Source organism: Ruegeria sp. I1, assembly GCF_056532675.1.
In genome coordinates, this window is record NZ_JBQFNM010000002.1 from 25,065 (window position 1) to 44,024 (window position 18,960).

Sequence of the window (18,960 nt, forward strand, 5' to 3'; positions counted from 1 at the left end):
TGTGATGCCTGATGTTAATGGGATCTTGTGGAGTGGATTTCGTCATGGCCTGACCATGGAGTGGTCTTGCTCGGCGTCGGTGACTGGGTAGACCATTGGCGTGACACGAACTTTCATTCCCGGTCGAAACGTTAGGTCGGGGTTTATAATATCTGCCCAGACACGTATCTTTCCGCTGTTTTCATCGAACCAGACCGCCGACCCGGTGAGCACAATTGCATCTGACAGAACCTGGCCGATCTCTGTTTCAACACGAAACCGGCCGGAATTTGAAAACTCCGCTGAGCGCGTGTTGCTCCTGTTAAACCCTAAAACCCATTGGGCATAGGGAAGCTCGAACACAACGCGGAGGCGGTTCAGATTTACGAGTTGAAACAGAGGCGGGTCGCCGGAATTGAACTCAACCAGCGAACCCGGTCCAACACGCGGGTCTTCCACATGTCCCGAGATCGGCGCACGTATGAGGGTGTCTTCGTAGTTGGTTTGTGCGATCTCCAATTCGGTTTCCGCCAAGGTCCTTTCGGCCTCAGCCAAAGCCAGATTGGTTTCAGCGTCCAACAAAGCAACCTCTGTCGCCGCCCCGCGCGTTGAGAGTTGGGCCGCGCGTTCCAGCCTATCTCGGGCTTGAAGAAACAGAGCATCGGCCTTGGCCAGCTCTGCACTCGCAGCATCGACCGCCAGTCTTTCCAGATCGTTTCGTAGCTGCAGCAATGGTGTTCCCGCTTCGACATAATCACCTTGCTCAACCAGCACTTCTTCGACGATGCCCTCCGCCCGGCTATAGACGTCCGACCGTTCGACTGCTTCGATACGGCCTTCAAACTCCGCACCACCCGCGGATGCCTGTTCAGGTGAATGGGCCCAGAGCAGCGCCACAAGGACTGTGGTCGAAAGAAAGGGTTTTGTGATGACCAATGTCGATAGCATCTCAAATACTCTCATCATGGTGCGATCAGATGACGAACGACGGGCCCGCTTTCACGGATATCGAAGGCTGCGACTCTCTGTTGAAGGTCCCGATCCTGATGTGACACACGCTCATGCTGGGCCAGATGTTCTTCCCAAGATGAAACCATGAAGGCTTCGACCCATAGCTCAGGCTCTTCTGCACTTTGGAAAATGCGCCAGTCATAGGCTCCGTCGCGCCAACGCTCGCCTGACCACTCCTGAATCGCGGACAAGAACGCAGCTTCGTCCTCGGGTCGAATCCGATACTCAACTTCGACCATGACAGGGCCGCGGGATGCCAAGCCGTTCTCTTCAATGGCAACTTGCGGTGCGGGCCAATGTATAGAGGGCGTCAGGTCCAGATCTTCGCCCTGACCAAGCTGGAAATTGCGCGTCAGGGTCAAGCCGACGATCAAACCGCCTGCTGCCATCAGCAAGGTGACTGAAACAGATGTTGCCGTTGCCACTTGGCCCCAGAGCGCTGATCCAAACGCCATTGACCCGAAGAAGACCATTAGATTTACGGCCAATCCTCGGGCCCTAACCCAATTGGGCAGCGCGGTCTGCGCCGACACATTGAACGTGGTGAGAACGGCAATCCAGCTAAAGCCACCTAACAGTGCGGCGATATAGGCTAGTGGAGGTGTTGTCGCCGTTGCAAGTATTGTCATGGCAACGGCCGTGCCGATGGTGCCGCCTGCAGCTGTCGTGCTTGCATCAAGCTTCGCTCGGAACTGCGGGAGGGTCAAAGCGCCCACAACAGCCCCAGCACCGATCAAAGTCAGCAACAAACCATACAGCGTCGCCCCGCCAGCTTCGATCGTCCGTACGACCAGCGGCAGCAGAGCCCAATAGGCGGAGGCAAAGATGAAGAAGGCAAAGGATCGGATCAACGTGGCCTTGAGAGGGCCGTTGTGTGCGACGTGCCGCATGCCGGTCATCATCGCGTTGAAAACGGGCTGAGATGACTTCGATACACCACTTTCGTGCTTCCACAACAACAGAGCGCTAATGATCACGAGATAGCTGACCGCGTTGACCGCAAAAGGGGCCGCCAAGCTGACCGATGCAATCAAAACGCCCGCCAAGGCAGGGCCGATTGCGCGGCTTATATTGATGCCCATTGAATTCAAGGCAATGGCTGGCTGCAACGCGTCGCGCGGCACCAGAGTTGGCACGATCGCTTGCCAGGCCGGAGCCATAAAGGCGGTGCCAGTTCCGATGGCCAATGTGAACAGGATCAGGAGCGTCGGTGTTACCAGTTCAAGCTGAACCAGCACGGTGAGCACCGTCACCAGCACCAGAAGCACCACGTTCACCGTGATCAACAGCTTGCGTTTATCCAACCGATCCGCCAGCGTACCAGCGTATAAGGCGAAGATGAACACTGGCAGGGTTGTTGCCGCCTGCACGAGTGAGACAACTGCCGGAGATGAGTTGAGCGTCGTCATCAGCCACCCCGCGCCCACATCATGCATCCACGTGCCGACGTTGGAGATCAGGGTCGCGACCCAAAGGAGGGCAAACGCCCGATGTTTGAACGGAGCCCAAGCTGAGTTCGATGCCGCAGGTGCAGGTTTCGCGATGCTACCACTGGATGACATCTGCCAACTCCTCGCGGTTTCTTTCAGCGTAGGACCGTACAAACGGGCAAAGAGGCACAATGCGGAGACCCTTGTCGCGCGCGTCTGCCACAAGTTGCGCGACCAACGTCCGCGCCAAGCCGTGACCACGCAACTCTTCCGGGACAAAGGTGTGGTCCGCGATAACGAGGCTGGGCGTGACTTTTGACAGCGTCAGTTCCGCCTCGCTCACGATCCCGGACACCGAAGCGCCGTACCGTGCTTTTGTATCGCTTTCGCTGTAGGTGATTTTTAGTTTTTGGTCGTCCAACATGGGAAATCTCCTGAGGTCTTGCCGCTATTCAGCGGCAAGGCTGCCTTGGCTTTGCGTCGAAGCGCCGGGAGCGCCGAAAATCGGAACGGGTGACCAATCTGGAAGCTCTGGCAGCGGGGCCGGCGCATGCGCCGCAAAACGGGCCTTGGCATGTACGATCTTGCCGCCCGTAAGCGTCAGATCGGCCTCGATCTCGGTGATCTCATCCTCGGCGATCGAGAAATAATCCCGGTCGAGTACCGCGATATCCGCCCATTGCCCCGCTTTGATCTGGCCTTTCTTGCCCGCTTCCCGGCTGAACCAAGCCCCGGCGGCGGTCCAATGACGCAGCGCGTCGTGCCGATCCAAACGGTTCGCTGCACTCCAGATGATGTCCCCGCCACGACCTTTGCCAGAAACGGCCCAGTGAATGGCCAACCACGGATTGTAGGACGACACCCGCGTCGCATCCGTGCCAGCAGCCAGAGGCACACCCGAGGCCATCATCTTCTTGACCGGCATGACCTCGCGCAGGGCGTCTTCACCATAGCGATCACGATAGGCTGTGGTCTGAAACGCGATGCGGTTCTGATAGCTGATACCGCCGCCCAGGCGAGCAACCCATTCCATGGTGGATTCTGAGATCGTCTCACCGTGATCGAAGATCCAGTTCAACTCTTCCAACCCCTTGTCGCGCCCGACCTCTTCAATAAGGCTCAGCAACCGGTGTGCGCTTTCCTCGTAGGTACAATGGAAACGGATCGGCCAGCGGTTTTCGAACAGGAACTCGAGTACTGGCCTGAGGTCCCCTTCCATTCGCTTGGGCAGATCGGGGCGCGGGTAGCTGAAGTCTTCGAAATCATAGGCCGATGCGACCAGCATCTCGCCCGCGCCCACGCATTTCAGGTAGTCGTTGCCTTCGTCTGGCTTGACGATGTCGTTCCAGCGTTTGAAGTCGTCCAGTTCGAACATCGGGCGCTGCGCAAATAGCTGATAGCCGATGCGCACGGTTTGCTCACCGCGTTTGTTCAACTCGGTGATGACGCCGTAATCGTCGGGATAGTTCAGGAAGCCACCTGCGCAATCCAAAGCCGAGGTCAATCCAAGACCATTCAATGCCTTGAAATAGTGCTTGGTCGAGGTGACCTGCTGTTCGAAATCCAGCTTGGGGGCCATATCCAGAAGGGCGTAAAGCGGTTGCGCATTCGGGCGCGCCATCGCGAGACCTGTCGGGTTGCCCTGATTGTCCCGCTCCAGACGCCCTGAGACAAAGGGCTCGTAGAAGTGTTTGTCGATGCCGATTGCACGCAGGGCGGCTTTGTTCAGCCACGCCCGATCATAGAGGTGCAACACGTAGACAGGCACATCCGGGGCAACGGCATTGATCTCATCAATCGTTGGCAGCCGCTTTTCGGCGAATTGATCGACGGACCAGCCGCCAACCACGCGGATCCATTGCCCGGCAGGAGTGCGCTCTGCCTGCGCCTTTAGCATTCGCAGACCGTCGGCAAGCGACGGAACGTGGTCCCAGCGCAGTTCCATGGCGAAGTTGTTGCCTTGTCGGATGATGTGCGTATGGCTGTCGATCAAACCGGGAATTACACGCTGACCGCCCAGATCAATGGTCTCGGTTTCGGGGCCCGCAAGCCCAAGCATGTCCTTGTCCGTTCCAACGGCGGTGATCTGATCCCTTGAAATCGCCACGGCCGTTGCTTCGGGCCTTTCGGGATCCATTGTCGTGATCTTGCCGTTGAAGAGTATCTTGTCTGGGGCGGCCATGGTGCAGATCCTTTGGCAAAGCGGGAGTGGTCTACGCCCACCGGAGGGGCACAGATTGAGGGAGGTTTGGAAAGTCTCCCGCTCGGTTTCATGGGGAGGGATGAAGGGACCGAGCGGGCGTGGCGCGGCAGATTATTCTGCAGCGATACCTGCTTCCGAGGCGTGCTCACCTAAAGCCCACTTCGAGAAGCGAACCTGGATACCGTATGGCGTATGCGTTTTCAGGATATCCATGACGCCATCGTAGGTTTCGCCGCGTGCCCAGTCTTGCTGAAGCTCGAAGACGAACTGTAGCGCGTTCATCGGAACCGCCCCCGCCTGAACCAGACGATCCATTGCGCGCTCGTGGGCCTCGGGCGTGACGTCGCCGCACGCATCCGCCGGGATATAGACTTCATAGCCTTCACGCAGCAGGTCGAGCGTCGGGAACATGACACAGGCCTCAGTCCACAGACCTGCCAGCACGATCTTTTTGCGACCAGTTGCAGCAACTGCCTTGCGGAAATTCTCATCAACCCAAGAGTTGATCGATGTCCGGTCAATCACTTCCTGATCCGGATACAGATCGGTCACTTCAGGCATGAACGGGCCCGAGAAGCTGTCTTTCGCGACGGTTGAGATCACGGTCGGCAAACCAAACAGTTTCGCGCCTTTGGCAAGAATCTGAACGTTGTGCATCACCGACAGGCGATCATGGCTTTCGACGCCCTGGAACATCGCGGGCTGAAAGTCGATCAGCACAAGGGCCGCGTTCTCAGGTGTGATCATTTCGTGTTTCGACATTTGACTTCTCCGTTGTTGAGTTTGGATGGGGTTAAAGGGTATTGGGTTTGGTTGGTTGGCTCGTCTCTTCCGCCTGCGTCACGGCGAAGGATTTCAGATGCAGGGCCTGTGACACAGCGTCGGAATGACCCCTGATCCATTGCACAGCGGCTTCTCCGGCGAGCATGCCCAAGAGGCCCAAAAGCGCGATGATTGGTGGGGCGGGACTGCGGACTGCGATCAGGCCATAGATGACCCCAATCCCGAGGCCCGCTGCGAGCGATATGAGATATGGTTGCCAAGTCACGTCGGGTCTCCTTGCAATTCTGTTTCGATTGATCGGGTTTTGAGGGTTTTGGGTTCTTTCATTGCCGAGGGGGTTGGCATTTCGAAAACCAGCGCAGCCCCGTCGGTGTGCCACCGCAAAGTGAACTGTTCGGATCGCGGAACCTGTAGTCCGTCACCCGCGCTCAGACATTCGTGCTCGGCATTGGCAAGGCCATCCAGCAGATGAACGAAGCGGTCACTTTCGCCATTTGCAGAAAGCGCAAGTTCTTGTCCTTCGGTGAACCGACGAAGCGTCAGTCGCGCCCTTGATCTCAACGGGATCACGGGGTGCAATGAGGCGGGTCCAGCGAGCAGGACATCCCCTTTGTTCGGAACCGAGGCTTGTGTGTATGCAGGCTGACCACCCACCTGATCCGGGATCAGCCAGATTTGCAGGAATTTTGCGAGCTCCGATGTGGATCCGTTGTATTCGGAATGACGCACACCGGTGCCTGCAGACATTCCCTGCACTTCGCCTGCGCTGATACTGGTGACATTGCCCTGATCATCCTCGTGGCGCAGTTGCCCATCCAGAACCAGTGTAATGATATCCATATCCGCATGGTCATGCGCAGCAAAACCACCACCCGGGATCAGGCTGTCTTCGTTGATCACGCGCAGATTGGCGAACCCCATGCGCGACGGGTCTTGGAACTGGCCGAACGAAAACGTGTGATAGCTGTCCAGCCATCCGTTTTGCGTGCGTCCCCGCGATGCTTTTTCGTGGATCTTGATCATATCACTCAGTTCCAAGTTCTGTTGTTCTTCGATGTGGGGCGTAAATTTGATCTCGACAAAGTAGAAGTTCTGCGGTTATGCATTAGATAGGCTAAACTGTTTTTCTAAGCTGACATGCCGCTGTCCCGATTGCCTTCCTTGCTAAGTTTGCGCGCCTTTGAGGCCGCGGCGCGACGCGGCTCGATCAAGGAAGCGGCCTATGAGCTTTCGGTGACACCAGGTGCGGTTAGCCAACAGATCAAGGCGCTGGAGGCCGACCTTGGGGTGGCTCTGTTTGTGCGAAAGACCCGCGCGATCCATCTGACACCGGAAGGGCAACGCTTGCAGCCAACGATCAGCGAAGCGTTCTTGCAGATCCGTCAGGTTGTCGATGAGGTCCGACCCAAGAAGACGCCCAAACTGCGCATCAGTTCCAGCAATGCGCTGATCAGCAAGTGGCTTTTGCCGAGGCTGCACAAGTTCACCAAGAACCACCCCGACGTTCAGGTCCACATTGAGTCTGAAAACCCTGCGGACCACAAAACCCACGCGACCGCCGATATCGAAATTCGATACAGCAGTGAACCGCCTGAGGACCGGTATACAGAGTTGCTTCACCACGAGTTGATGCTGGTGGTCGCCAGCCCTGGTGTGCTGGATACGTTCGACATAAAGTCCCCTGACGACATCAAGGCCGCGCATGTTCTTTATGATACAACGCCGATGCTGGACGGGTCGGTTCCCAGTTGGGTTCTTTGGAGCCAACACGCCGGGCGTCCGAATGCGGTTGATCCTTCGAAAGCCATGCGGTTCGAAAGACCTCCGGGTGGCCAGATTGTGGACGCGGCGATTGCAGGCGCGGGTGTCGCGCTCTGCGGGTCGCTGCTGGCGTATTCCGCACTTTCGGATGGACGGCTTGTTTGCCCGTTCGGCCCGGTGGTGGAAACCGGGTTCAGCTATTTCATATGTTGCCACCCGCGCCGGGAACGTGAAGAGCATGTTCATGAGTTCATGTCCTGGGCGCGCAAAGAAGCCGCCGTCTTGTCTACGTTGAATGCGATGCGTGAACCTTCACCCGGCGCCGACATCCCCGTTGAAGTGGGAGGCTAGCGCCGTCAGTTCAGAGTTTCGCAGCTCGTGCCCGCCTTCATGGACGTCCGAAGTGACATCGGCACCATGTTCAGAAAGCCAACTGATCAGGCGTTCCGTCATCGGCCATGGCGTGATTGGGTCGCGTCGCCCGGCGGTCACAAGAACCTTTCGTCCCATCATCTTAGGATTTGCGTTCGGTTCCCACGTGACCATCGGATGCAAAAGGCCGACCCGCTCGAACAGGTCCGGGCGTTTTAGAAAGACCGCCGCCAGGATGTTCGCCCCGTTCGAATAGCCGAAGCCATAGACCAGATGACCGGGATGCGATGCGCGATGGGCTTCGATGAACGCAATCATCTTGTCCGTCGCACGGGCAAGGTCCTCCATGTCATACACACCCTCGGCTGTGCGGCGGAAGAATCGAGCGGCCCCCATCTCAGAGACATCGCCGCGCGGTGATACGATCCCGGCGCCAGCGACAAGAGTGCTGGCCAGTTCAACAAGCTGATGCTCATCCCCTCCGGTGCCATGAAAGGCAAAAACCAGCGGACGGGCGGGTTGCGGCGCATGCACAAGCGCCTGATAGAGATCTTTGGACATTTCAACCTCTGAAATCATGATGCAAGTGGGGGCAGGAGACTTTCGATCTTGCTGCGATGTGGCTCGTATCGAGTGGGCAGCTTGAGCGCCTCACCCAGATGGGCCGTGTCTTCATCGCGGTCGAAACCGGGCTCGTTCGTCGCGATCTCAAACAGCACCCCACCCGGCGTGCGGAAATAGATCGCCCAGAAATAGTCACGGTCGATGACCGGCGTGACCTGATAGCCTGTATCCATCAAGGCCTGCCGAACTCGCAGTTGCGCGGCGCGGTCCTCGACGGCAAAAGCGATATGATGAACGGACCCAGCGCCCTGACCAGCGGTCGGGGTACTTGACGATAGCTGCTGCAGATCGATCGTGTCCGCAGCATTGCCCCCTTCGATCACATAGCGAGTGACGTCACCTTCAGTTTCAGCCTTCTGGTATCCCATGAAGGTCAGCAGTTCACCCGTCGCATCAACATCCTTCAGAGCGAACCGCGCGCCCCGGAACCCAAGAATCGCGGCCTCATCGGGAACACCGCCCTGAGTCCAGGCTGTCCGGCCTCGCGCATCAGACTCGACCAATGCAAAGCTGTCACCATCGGGACCGTCAAAGGACAGACGCTTTTCTCCGAAGACTGTGCCATCGGCCAGCCCAGTCACGCCCTCAGATGCAAGACGTTGTTTCCAGAATTCGACACCGCCTGTAGGGATGGCAAACTCGGTCACACCTACCTCACCGGCCCCTCTGCGTCCCTTTGGCATCTGACCAAAAGGAAAATAGGTCATGACCGAGCCCGGTGTTCCAACCTCGTCCCCGTAATAGAGGTGATACACCTCAGGCGCATCGAAATTGACCGTCTTTTTCACTCGGCGCATGCCAAGTGTGTTGGTGAAAAAAGCGTTGTTGGCGCTGGCGTCTGCGGCCATCGATGTGACGTGGTGCAGCCCTTTGATATCTTTGATCATGTTCCGCTCCTGGGCGAGTGTTCAACTTGCATCAAAGATGGCGCATCTATTATTAAAGTTAATAGATAAGTATGTGGCTTTATTATTGTCGAAAACGGAATTATTAAGCTGACATGATCGAGCTTAAGCCCATCCGCGTTCTGCGCGCCGTATCAGACCTGAAAAGCTTTTCCCTAGCAGCGCGCGAACTGGGCATCGCGCCGGCATCAGCAACACGCATAATAGCGCAGCTTGAGAGAGACCTTGGCACACAGCTTCTGGTGCGTACGACTAGGCAAGTCTCACTAACAAGCGCCGGAGCAACTGTCCTGGCGCAGTACAGACCGCTATTGGAGGGGTTTGAAAAGGTCACACGAAATCTTCAAAGGGCCAATCAACCTTACAAGGGCCATCTGCGTCTGACCGCGCCTGTATCACTAGGCGTCACGTTGCTGCCGCAAGTGATCTCGGGGTTTCGTCTCGCCTATCCGAATATTTCAGTCGAAATCAACTCCACCGATACCCTGCTCGATGTGATCGAGGAAAACTGCGACCTCGCTGTACGTGTATCGGGCCCGCCGACCGACAAATCGACAATTTGGCGCAAACTGTGCGAAGTTCCGCGGCATATGATTGCTGCGCCGTCTCTGTTTGAACGCATACCCCGGCCTGATCATCCGCGCGATCTGAACCCAGACTTTCTGATGTCTTACAGCGCGCAAGGCCGCTCGGAAACTTGGGACTTCTCAAATGCAGGTAGCAACGTTTCAATTCAAGCAGGCCAAAAGATAATCTCCAACAATGGAGACTTTCTCTACGCTCTTGCGGTCGCGGGAGACGGCATTTGTGTTCTACCGGATTTCATTACTGACAAGGGATTGGCCAGCGGGCAAGTCGAGCAGGTGATGCCAAGCTGGTCTATTACGTCGTTATGGTTGACGTTGTACTACCCCCCGTACGAACAACTCCCACCGATCGTCGGAACGTTTGCCGAGTACTTTGAAGCGTTTGTGCAGAACCATCCGAATCTGGAAACAAACGTTTAAGCTATTCGGGCGGCAAATCAGCCGTGATTTTCTGGAAGTAAGTCAGATTGAACGGCACTGTTTACAGGAGCATGAAATGGGTTTGCTTACGATAGAGCGCTTAATGCGGCAGTCAGCTTTCGCGCAAATTGAAAGCTCTGCGCTTGGTTTCGTCTTCTTGTCTACCAACTTCTGCTTTCGGATGCTGCTGTGCAGCTCCGCTGACAGCGTTTAACTTCCGCTCTGGGCCGGTTTGATCTGGAAACTTACGGTTGGGTTTCAGTGTTGAGCGGCCGAGCTTTCTGCTTCAATTGGCATTCGTGAAACCTTTTTGAAATAGCCGATCTCGGACTGAGGCGCAGAACCGAAATTGGGCCCGCGCGAATTGCGATTTTCAGGTCCAAATGCAATGGAAACTGCGAAGAGCGCTCAAATTCGTTGACAGATAAGTTTATATAGCCTCTGCTTAGGTTTCTTGAGATCTTATTTTTGTGAGCCGGCTTCTGCATGGCGAAGAGGTTCTTGTGAATTTATTTGGACTTATAAACGACCTCATCATCCCGAAGAATTGACCAAGAACTATATTGAGGAACGCGGAAAACTGGCTCTGTCCCGTGCGCTCAGCATTGGCAGGGTGATCGGCTTTGTCGCATCGGGTGCCTCAGTGGGTTATGGCCAGCCAAGCTGGAGGGGGCTGGCTTTAAAGGCATATGACGAGGCCAAAAAGCTCAGCAAATCGGCACGCAATGTCGGGGCCAGCAAAAACCGCGATGGACCGGCTGCTCAAACTTAAGGCGACCGGCAAGCTCACTGATGACATCGTGCATGCTCTTGGTCTCGCAGAGCGGGTCGCGATCGACACTGGGAAAGAGCTAGAGTTTCGGCGTGAGATTGCGAGTTTTTTCGCCGCAAACCGCAGCTCGCAGCGCGATGTCAAGAAAGAGGAGAAGCATCGCAAGTCCGAACCGCTGCGCAGGATCATCATGGATTTGCGCATCTCGCGACTTTTGACGCTTAATTATGACAGTGAGATCGAAGATGAGACGTAGTACAGATTGTTGCAGTCTCTTGAGCGGTTCCACTTGACCTCCAAATTCACATGAAATAGGTGATGCTTTACTTGAGCGGGCGTTGTGTAGTGGTAAGACCTTAGCCTTCCAAGCAATGATGATCAATTTCACTGAGTATCGTGTAGTTGCTATATCTTTCATTTAGTTCAATAATATGTTGCATCACGTATCATGTGGTAACAGCTTGTATCTTACCATTTCCGACAAAAAGCCGATAAAATGCCAAAGCTCACAGAGACGTTCGCGCGCAAGGTTCCGCAGACAAAACAGGGTACCGCCAAGCACTGGGATGGCGAGATAAAGGGGCTAGTTCTCTTCGTCGGGAAACAGTCAAAGACCTGGTACTTTCAGAAAGATGTTGGGGGTCAGACGCGGCGGGTGTTGATCGGGCGCTACCCGATGATTTCCGCAGATACTGCACGCCAGACAGCACTGGGATATGCGCTGGACTGGGGCAGGGGGGCCGGTAAGCGTATTCAGATCGGAGCGCCGACGCTTGAGACAGCCATGGAAACCTATCTGGCCCGTCCCAAGCTTCGGTCTGAGGCCCACCGGTCAGGTGTGCGCCAGCAGTTTGAGCTGCATTTAAAAGATTGGCTGCGCCTACCGCTGGATGAGATCACCAAGTCGATGGTGGTAGAGCGTCACAGATCCATGGCAGCAACGCCATCTTCGGCAAATCATACGCTGAAATACTTTCGGACCGTCTGGAACCATGCGCGTCGTATTCACGATTTGCCGGAAAGCCCGACGATGGCCATCGAATGGTATGAAGAAAAGCCAGAAGGGGCGATCATCGAAGATCTACGCCTCTGGCGTCAAACAGTGGACGATCTTTACAACCCCATTCACAAAGTCTTCTACGAGCTGCTTTTGTTCACAGGCTTTCGCAAGACCGAGGCGTTGACGTTGGAATGGAAGCAGATCCAAGAAGATCACATCCATTTGCCGATAACCAAGAATGGACGCAGCTTTGATCTTCCCATCTCACAGGTGCATCACGAGATACTGGCTCCCGTGCGAGGCCTGCATCGGCAATGGGTGTTTCCGTCACCCAAATCACCTACGGGTTATCTGAAGGGACCTGAGCGTATGCAATGGTCCAGCCACGCCCATCGTCGAACCTTTGCAACAGTCGCAATGGAGGCCGGGATACTCGAAGAGATTGTTGGCCGTTTGCTGAACCACACACCACTTTCGATCACCGGACAGCGCTATGTGAAACCATCCCTCGACGCGCTCAGACCCGCAATGGAAACTGTGTGCGACGAGCTGAGCGTTCGCAGCGAGCGTGATCGGACAGCTATTTGATTGCCAAGGGGAGGTCACTTCCGTGTCACAGGGTAGAAAGATCGACCCAATGAAACCGTTGCGAGCGGACCTGGACGGGAAGCCAAATCGCAAACGAGGCCCGTTTGATAAGATCTTACGGGACTATGCAGCATGTGCGTTGGATAATCCGATAGATCGATCTTGCGGTCTTTCAAGACGTCATACGCAGGATCTGTCCGAATGGGCGTTTGGCGTCAGCGTTGGATGACCAGAGCTTGCAGTGGCATAGAGGTCTTGCCTCTCTGTGTCGCCCTGAGATTGAAGGCCAAGTTGGTGCAGCAGCAAAGCTCCACCAGGAGCACACTCAGCGGCTGTTTCTCAAATGGCGCGAGAAGGACTGCAGCTTCGAAGGCCGATACGACTCGCCTCCCGAACCCGGAAGCAAACGGCCAGCAAATCGCGGTGCGCATTTATGCCCGGGTCTGCCTATCCCATATCGAGAGTTCTTGAGCGAGGCCTATCTGTCGCAAGTCCTGCGGCCTTATGCGAGCGCAGAGTACGAATGTCGCCAGATGTTTTGGAGCCATTTGCAGGACGGGCACGCGCATGGTCATTGGATTGGGTTTATGCCAACAGATGTTGGCGTATATCTTCCGATGATGCCCGGCACGGGGTTTGGAGCTGGAGGTCACTATGAAATCGGCAGGGCGACCTATCTTCACAGCTTCGAAAAAGCAGAAAGTGAGCTCGGACTAGAAAACTACCCACATTCTGATCCATATCCGGGCCAGGGCACCTGGATGTTCATCGGCGCTGAGCAGGTACCGAGTGTCACTGAAAGCGCCAATAGCGGGTCTCGGGATATCAATCAGGCAAAGACTGAGATGGGTGTTTTGCTGTCGAACAACAACAATCTACCTTACAAGCGCGAGCGTGGGTTCGGGCGTGCCGATGAGAAATTCATTCTAATTGGCGTCGAACTTTGTCTTTCTGATCTAGCGCTTTCGATGAATCGAGCGGCTGAGAAGGTGGCGGCAAAACACGACAATGAGATCAAAGGGCATAGCTCCGAGGCCAAGGTTGTGCGTTTGAGAAAAGGAATCTCTTCTGCACTGAAACAGAAAGGTAAATGGGCGAAAAACGAAGAGCTGTCCAAACTGCTCCAAAAGTATCCAAACCAATCCAATGCGCCGTAAGCTGGGTTGTGTGATGCTCCAGGCAATGGGATCGCTATTGGAGCAGTTACATGAAACCTTATGATGAAAGACTTCTGTCGAGAGCAGAAGTTGAAGAGCGTTTTGGGATATCTAAACGATTTTTGGAGCTGAGTGCGCTTCGGGGTAGTGGGCCGCGTTTTGTGCGTGTTGGCCGCCTGGTCCGATACAAGCTCGCGGACATCCATTCCTGGATTGAAGAGAACAGGGTGTAGGTGGGTGCAGATGGAAAAGCCCAAGAATACCCCTGCGTTTGGCAAGTTGCGATTCGAATGGAAAAGGCGGGTCAATGAAGATGCAAACCTGTCGCGTGGTGCAAAGCAAATGGCCACCTGTTTGTGTGATAGCTTTGTGAACAAGGAAACGGGGCGCTGTTGGCCGAAGAATGCAACACTCGCAAAGCGCCTGGGCGTCGATAAGAGAACCGTGCAGCGATACATCAAGATGCTGGAACAGGCAGGGTATCTACGCCGGGTCAAAGTTCGGAATGCCGACCGGGCGCACCAGATCTGCCTGCCCGACCTAAAGGGTGACAACAGGGGTGACAGCCTATCACCCCGAGAGGTGACATTGCTGTCGCGCAAGGGTGACATGGCTGTCACCCCCTATAAGAACCAAGGAAAGAACATAAAAGACAGCAGCCTGGTTGATCGGTCGATGTCATGCCACCTGATTTCCGATCTTGAGAGCGGTGCTCTGGCGAGTTGGAGGCTCTGGTTCGAAAACCACTGGCCGGGTGACGACGTCGAGCTTCTGCAATTGCTGAGAAGAGCTGGGAACTACCTATTGCCTTCGCGCTTTCCGAAAGACGAAGACACAGCTCGCTACCTCGCATTCTTCGAATGGGTCACGGCGACGAATGGTCAAGAGCTCGGCTAGGACAGGTTACACAGTTTCATCGCCTTTCTGTGCTGAAACCGAGAGGGGGGAGTGTCAAAAGTTGCGAGCTTTAAGCCAAGGGACCGGCGGGGGTAACCAGATTTTTTCGCGCGAAAGTTATAGGGGGGGTGTCGAAGGAAAGGGCGGGAAGCGGAAGTTCGCTGCGGGTGCGAGATGGAAAAACGCTCCAATGTGTAGCGGACATTCAACGTGGATGGGATCGAGTTTAAGCAGATGCACAATATCTGGATGGAAGGTAGGCGGCTAAGCGCGCTTACTACTCGGATCCGAAGCGGCGAGCACCGAGAAATGGTAGTAAAGAACACGAAGCTAGATAAATCAGATGCGAACGGTTTCTGGGCCAGGGCGAGTTGTAATTGCTTGGGCAGTTATTGTCCGAGGTGGAGCTAGCCGGCACGGATACACCCTATTTTGGCGCGGCATTAACCGCGCAACGCCGCGCTAATTGCGCCGACGATATCCCCGGCACATTGGCCTTCGCGCAGGTCTACCATTTCTCTCAGTCCGACCAAAACTACTACGTTCACTTGCCCACAGCCACAACAGGGGTAGAAACTGGAGTTAAATGCGCAACACGATGTAGTTCAAGAAGGCAGTGATCCAAACGCCTTTTTGGTTCCGGTTGGTTTAGATCCCGTCGCGTTAGTCCGTCTTGGTGAAGACCTCTGCAGCTGAAACGCGGGTCTAACTACCAGACCATGTCGGATTCAATTGGTGCAGTTGGGGGCTCCGGCGGGCGCGATTAGTTTTACCTCGCATACGGCGGCGTGTGGTTGAGAAACCAGAATGTAGCGTGCGCCAGTGCACGGTCGCTTCCTGAGTCTTTGCTCCGAACCGTGCCTTGCCAATTGAGGCCATGCCCTCGAGAACGACCGAGAAACTTTGTTCAGAAGTACCGGGATAGTATTTCGTCCATGCGGCAAAAGAAGTCGTTAGAGCCGTCAAATCACGTCGCGAGATGGCATTGAGACACATATGCGCGGCGTACCATTCGGTTTGGATAGCGCGCGCTCTCATTGTTGCCAGAAGCGATACCATTCGCGCTGAAAAAGTCCGGATCGCTACGGCAACGAATGCGACCGATCCCAACATAAGCCAAAACACTTTGTGCAATTGCCATGCATTTCCGTCTTGCGCATTGTCAGAAGCTGCGCCGAGAATAGACACGTCAAGTGTCGGTAAGATCGCGGTTTCCAGCTGTTCGGTCTCGATGTTGAACCAATCAAGTGTCACTTCCGGCAATACGGCGGCCCCTTCGTACTGAGCGACATACGAGGTTGTTTCCGTGCGCGTCCCTCGCAGCAGACCCCGGTCTTCTTTCTCGTCGATTTGGGGATCTTTTGGATAGGCGCGCAGGCTGTCCCCTTCGGGTGCAGGAGATAGGCGAGGGATCATGATGGGCGAGGTGCCAGTGATCTTTGCTGTAATGGTCCTAGTCAGAGCCCCTCCAACAGCCATACTGGGATCTCCATCAATCTGTTGCTGGAGTTCGAACCCGCTGGCGATGATCAGTGGATCCAGCCCAGATGCCCCTTCGGGGATGGTGGCAGTGAAAGTCAGTTCTGGAAGTGAGCCAGAGAAAGTCACCGGTTCATTTGTGTCCGGGTTGGCATAGGTAACGACTACGTCTTCCGGCGGTAGGGTATAGCTGCCGCCTGCGAGCGGGTAGAGGCGATAGCTGCGGCGCACCCCCGACCAGGTTTCACCATCGATTTTTTCGCTGATCGGCCCCGAGGAACGCTCGGGCTGACGGACCAGAAGTGACGGAATTTCGACAGCCGGAAAGATCGGCGGTTCGGGCATCCATGTTGGCACAAGGATTGAAATGCGTAGCAGCAGCGGCTGACCGACGATTGTACTGTCGTTTTCCAACTCGGCCGTAACGCGCGGGTCTTGCGCCATGGCGATGCTGGCACCAATGCACAGGAACGATATCGCGATCAGAGTACGGATCATGTGCCCTTCTCGCTATTGTCGTAGAGGAACCGACTGCGCAGGAAATCCCCCATATCGGTGTCGATGCTGTCGATCCATTGGTCGGGAGACAGCGCCCTTGCCTTGTCCCTAGGTGCATCGACCTGCGTGGTAACTCCACGCTGAGCTTCGTTGTCGAATGTCATGTCATCTGCCCCGATGCCACTTTCCTCGCCAGTGTCGGATTGCTCACGAGTGGTTTCGACCTGTTCGACAATGGCCCAAGCGATTTCGGCGTTTTTGGCAGCAGCAGGAAAATCTGGCTGGCGGTCCAAAGCGGCTTCAAAGGCCTGCGCACCTGCGCGGTATTCGCGGTTGCCGATCCGTGCCAGACCTTCGGAAAAGGCTGCCTCGGCACTGTCCAACCCGCTGAATGACTCGGCAGCTTCCTCGTAGCGACCGGCGCTTAGCAATGCGTGACCTTTCCACATCGGGTCGGTGAACAGATCGGCAGCTTGCGCAAACTCCTTGTTTCGAAAGGCAATCTGCCCTTGTTGATCAGGTGTCAGAAACCAATCCTTCCATCCATCGGCATTTGCACTACCCGGCATTTGAAGTGTAAAGACAACGGCAAGTGCAGTGCTCCAGCGCATGGTCCAACCGCGGCGGAACCACAGCAAAGCAATGAGTGCAGCAGGCCATAGCAGCACCCAGCCGCGATCGTCCCATTCCAAACGCTCATCGTTCAGCTGTGCCGCTTTATGCACCGAGGTTAACTGCCGTTCGATCTCTGCGATATCCCGATCATCGGCAGTTAGTCCAACAGCCAAAACGTCTGCGAGCCCGGTGATCTGGGCGGGGATTTGCCCGGAAGGCACAGCAACTAACATCGACACCGGAGGCTGTTCAGGGTTGTTATTCATGAACGCTGCAACCGTTGCCGGGTCAAGGTCATCCAGCACAAAGAGGATCGCACCGGGCGTTTCTGCAGCCTTCAGTATTTCGCGCGCTAAATCCAATGCGGCAGCGGCATCATCCCCTTCAACCGGCATCACCTTGGGGTTCAGCCCTTGCAATAGCGGGCGCAGTATATCTGGGTCTTCGGTTAGCGGTGCGACCCGATGCGCGGTGCCTGCATAGGCCACAAGCGCAGTACGCGCGCCAGCCCGCGCAGCGATCAGATCCAAAATCTTGAACCTCGCTCGGTCTAGCCGAGTGGGTTCCAGATCGGTATCTTCCATCGAAGACGTTACCTCGAGCGCCACCACAAGAGGTGCGGTTTCCGCGACTAGCGGGTTGGGGATGCGGTTCCATGACGGACCAGCTGCGGAGAGTACCAGTAGACTCAAACAAAGCATGACGCTGTCAATTGGTTCAATACGCCGCTGGGCGTTTGAACCGACCTGCAGAGCCTTTGCCAGATGCGGGGCGATATGCCGGGTGTCATGTCTGTGCTGTCCGGGTTGTCGCCTTGTAATGTACCAAAGCAGCACAATAGCAGGTAAAAGCAACAACCAGAGGGGACGAAGGAAGTGGAAGGCATCAAAAAAACTGGTCATGCCCGCCTCCAAGTCCGTGAAGCGAGCAGAGCAACAAGCGTTGCTATCCCCAGCAAGGCGGCGAGCAGGCTGGCCACCCAAACGAGCGAATAGGTCGGCCGATAGCTGGTTTCTTCGACGATCCGAGGTGCCATGGCGTCGATCTGCTCATAGATTTGCGACAAAGCTGAGCTGTCATCGGCATAGAAGAAGGCGCCACCGGTGCGGGTTGCGACATTTTCCAATGCAGTCAAATCGACCCGATCTTCGCCTGTCCCTTCGGGGTCGCCCACGCCGATGGTTTGGATGACCACGCCTTTGTCAGCGGCAACCTCCGCCGCATTAACTGGCGAGACCCGGCTGTTGGTGTCCGCACCATCGCTGAGCAGGACGATCAGACGCTCATCGACATCGCTGCTGTCGAACATTCGGATTGCCAGACCGATTGCATCTCCGATGGCGGTGTTTGGCCCGGCCATACCCACCTGAGTCTGATCGAGGAATCCGTCAAGGCTTTGCAGATCTTCGGTGAAGGGAGCCTGTACGAAAGCGCGTGTGCCAAAGACAATCAGAGCCATACGGTCGCCATCGCGCTCTGCGATGAAGGTTTTGAGCACATCGCGTACAGCATCCAGCCTTTGCATCCTTTGCCCGTTTGCGCCGATTAAATCCCGTTGATCCATGGAACCCGAGATATCGAGGGCCAGCACAACGTCTCGCGCCGATTTTTCAATCACTATGGGATCGCCCAACCGTTGAGGTTGTGCCAGACCGATCACGATCATTGTCCAGACCAGTAGTGCAGTGATGATCTGAACTCTGCTCCGATACAGCACTGTTGCACCTTGCTCTGGCGTAGCACCCGCTGCTTCTGCCAACTGCCGGAAAAAGGGGATTCGGATCGCCGTGGCCTCTTCACGGTGTGGCGGGAGAAACCGCCAAACCAGCCAAGGTAGCGGCAAAAGGATCAAGAGCCATGGATACAATAAGTTGATCAC

Annotated in this window: 19 protein-coding genes; 7 read left to right on the top strand and 12 right to left on the bottom strand. The window is 55.7% G+C overall.

What is annotated here, in order from left to right; genetic code table 11:
- Positions 1-42: 42 nt before the first annotated feature.
- The 7 genes from ACR0DH_RS03880 to ACR0DH_RS03910 all read right to left on the bottom strand — a co-directional run bounded on the left by ACR0DH_RS03880 (position 43) and on the right by ACR0DH_RS03910 (position 6,429).
- On the bottom strand, positions 43-945 hold the full coding sequence (locus ACR0DH_RS03880) for an efflux RND transporter periplasmic adaptor subunit (RefSeq protein WP_480551641.1): 903 nt from the start codon (positions 943-945) through the stop codon (positions 43-45).
- Positions 942-2,552, bottom strand: a complete 1,611-nt coding sequence (locus ACR0DH_RS03885; RefSeq protein WP_480551643.1) for an MFS transporter — start codon at positions 2,550-2,552, stop codon at positions 942-944. Before ACR0DH_RS03885 ends, ACR0DH_RS03880 begins: the two co-directional genes overlap by 4 nt.
- Complete coding sequence (locus tag ACR0DH_RS03890; protein ID WP_480540338.1) at positions 2,536-2,844, bottom strand: GNAT family N-acetyltransferase; 309 nt, start codon at positions 2,842-2,844, stop codon at positions 2,536-2,538. Before ACR0DH_RS03890 ends, ACR0DH_RS03885 begins: the two co-directional genes overlap by 17 nt.
- A 24-nt stretch (positions 2,845-2,868) precedes the next feature.
- A complete protein-coding gene (locus tag ACR0DH_RS03895; RefSeq protein ID WP_480551645.1) occupies positions 2,869-4,602 on the bottom strand; it encodes an amidohydrolase in 1,734 nt (577 codons plus the stop codon).
- Between the two features lie 132 nt (positions 4,603-4,734).
- Positions 4,735-5,385, bottom strand: coding sequence for a hydrolase (locus ACR0DH_RS03900; protein ID WP_475220598.1), 651 nt, complete (start codon positions 5,383-5,385; stop codon positions 4,735-4,737).
- Between the two features lie 31 nt (positions 5,386-5,416).
- Positions 5,417-5,671 carry a DUF1427 family protein gene (locus ACR0DH_RS03905; protein ID WP_480540342.1) on the bottom strand — a complete coding sequence of 85 codons (255 nt, stop codon included), beginning with the start codon at positions 5,669-5,671 and terminating at the stop codon, positions 5,417-5,419.
- Complete coding sequence (locus ACR0DH_RS03910; protein ID WP_480551647.1) at positions 5,668-6,429, bottom strand: pirin family protein; 762 nt, start codon at positions 6,427-6,429, stop codon at positions 5,668-5,670. The genes ACR0DH_RS03905 and ACR0DH_RS03910 overlap by 4 nt, the downstream gene beginning before the upstream one ends.
- Positions 6,430-6,543: 114 nt before the next feature.
- Between ACR0DH_RS03910 and ACR0DH_RS03915 the strand changes: the two genes are divergently transcribed.
- Positions 6,544-7,518 carry a LysR family transcriptional regulator gene (locus tag ACR0DH_RS03915; RefSeq protein WP_480551649.1) on the top strand — a complete coding sequence of 325 codons (975 nt, stop codon included), beginning with the start codon at positions 6,544-6,546 and terminating at the stop codon, positions 7,516-7,518.
- Here the strand turns inward: ACR0DH_RS03915 and ACR0DH_RS03920 are convergent.
- Positions 7,480-8,100 (bottom strand): alpha/beta hydrolase, encoded by a 621-nt coding sequence (locus ACR0DH_RS03920; protein ID WP_480540348.1) that lies wholly within the window; start codon positions 8,098-8,100, stop codon positions 7,480-7,482. The two genes, ACR0DH_RS03915 and ACR0DH_RS03920, sit on opposite strands and share 39 nt — an antisense overlap.
- Before the next feature lie 14 nt (positions 8,101-8,114).
- On the bottom strand, positions 8,115-9,050 hold the full coding sequence (locus ACR0DH_RS03925) for a VOC family protein (RefSeq protein WP_480551651.1): 936 nt from the start codon (positions 9,048-9,050) through the stop codon (positions 8,115-8,117).
- 113 nt (positions 9,051-9,163) lie between these two features.
- On the opposite strand from ACR0DH_RS03925, the gene ACR0DH_RS03930 reads away from it, so the two are divergent.
- The 6 genes from ACR0DH_RS03930 (at position 9,164) to ACR0DH_RS03955 (ending at position 14,489) form a co-directional block, all read left to right on the top strand.
- Positions 9,164-10,075 (top strand): LysR family transcriptional regulator, encoded by a 912-nt coding sequence (locus ACR0DH_RS03930; RefSeq protein ID WP_480551653.1) that lies wholly within the window; start codon positions 9,164-9,166, stop codon positions 10,073-10,075.
- A 547-nt stretch (positions 10,076-10,622) separates the two neighbouring features.
- Positions 10,623-10,847, top strand: a complete 225-nt coding sequence (locus tag ACR0DH_RS03935) for a hypothetical protein (RefSeq protein ID WP_480540354.1) — start codon at positions 10,623-10,625, stop codon at positions 10,845-10,847.
- Positions 10,825-11,103 (top strand): hypothetical protein, encoded by a 279-nt coding sequence (locus ACR0DH_RS03940; RefSeq protein WP_480540356.1) that lies wholly within the window; start codon positions 10,825-10,827, stop codon positions 11,101-11,103. The genes ACR0DH_RS03935 and ACR0DH_RS03940 overlap by 23 nt, the downstream gene beginning before the upstream one ends.
- A gap of 240 nt (positions 11,104-11,343) precedes the next feature.
- The gene (locus ACR0DH_RS03945) at positions 11,344-12,435 is read left to right on the top strand and encodes a tyrosine-type recombinase/integrase (protein WP_480551655.1); all 1,092 of its coding nucleotides are present in this window, start codon (positions 11,344-11,346) and stop codon (positions 12,433-12,435) included.
- Between the two features lie 467 nt (positions 12,436-12,902).
- Entirely contained in the window at positions 12,903-13,592 is a 690-nt protein-coding gene (locus ACR0DH_RS03950) for a hypothetical protein (RefSeq protein ID WP_480551657.1), read from the top strand.
- Positions 13,593-13,835: 243 nt separating this feature from the next.
- A complete protein-coding gene (locus tag ACR0DH_RS03955; RefSeq protein ID WP_480544796.1) occupies positions 13,836-14,489 on the top strand; it encodes a helix-turn-helix domain-containing protein in 654 nt (217 codons plus the stop codon).
- A 705-nt stretch (positions 14,490-15,194) separates the two neighbouring features.
- Here the strand turns inward: ACR0DH_RS03955 and ACR0DH_RS03960 are convergent.
- From ACR0DH_RS03960 to ACR0DH_RS03970, 3 genes are read right to left on the bottom strand one after another with little or no spacing between them, the layout of a single operon-like run.
- Positions 15,195-16,466, bottom strand: a complete 1,272-nt coding sequence (locus ACR0DH_RS03960; RefSeq protein ID WP_480551659.1) for a hypothetical protein — start codon at positions 16,464-16,466, stop codon at positions 15,195-15,197.
- A complete protein-coding gene (locus ACR0DH_RS03965; RefSeq protein WP_480551661.1) occupies positions 16,463-17,983 on the bottom strand; it encodes a VWA domain-containing protein in 1,521 nt (506 codons plus the stop codon). The genes ACR0DH_RS03960 and ACR0DH_RS03965 overlap by 4 nt, the downstream gene beginning before the upstream one ends.
- On the bottom strand, positions 17,980-18,960 hold the full coding sequence (locus ACR0DH_RS03970; RefSeq protein ID WP_480551663.1) for a VWA domain-containing protein: 981 nt from the start codon (positions 18,958-18,960) through the stop codon (positions 17,980-17,982). The genes ACR0DH_RS03965 and ACR0DH_RS03970 overlap by 4 nt, the downstream gene beginning before the upstream one ends.